Source organism: Aliivibrio sp. S10_S31 (assembly GCF_014694495.1).
GTDB classification, from domain to species: Bacteria; Pseudomonadota; Gammaproteobacteria; order Enterobacterales; family Vibrionaceae; genus Aliivibrio; species Aliivibrio fischeri.
This window is the reverse complement of sequence record NZ_JAAUWR010000186.1, coordinates 1-215: the sequence shown is the minus strand read 5'-3', so window position 1 is coordinate 215 and position 215 is coordinate 1. Positions and strand designations below refer to the sequence as shown.

Here is a 215-nt window from a genome sequence, read left to right as displayed (position 1 = left end):
CACTTTGTGGTTCATGACTGGGGTGAAGTCGTAACAAGGTAGCCCTAGGGGAACCTGGGGCTGGATCACCTCCTTAAACGATAGATTACGATTTATGAGTGTTCACACAGATTGATTAGGTTAAAAACGTAAAGAAGCAATGAAGATGCCCAACATCTTCAAATATCCAGTGTCCCGTTCGTCTAGAGGCCTAGGACACCGCCCTTTCACGGCGG

General features: G+C 47.4%; 1 rRNA gene. It reads left to right on the top strand.

The window, feature by feature from the left end:
- Positions 1-76: ribosomal RNA gene (locus HC728_RS20080) — 16S ribosomal RNA — on the top strand; the annotation flags it as partial.
- Positions 77-215 lie beyond the last annotated feature (139 nt).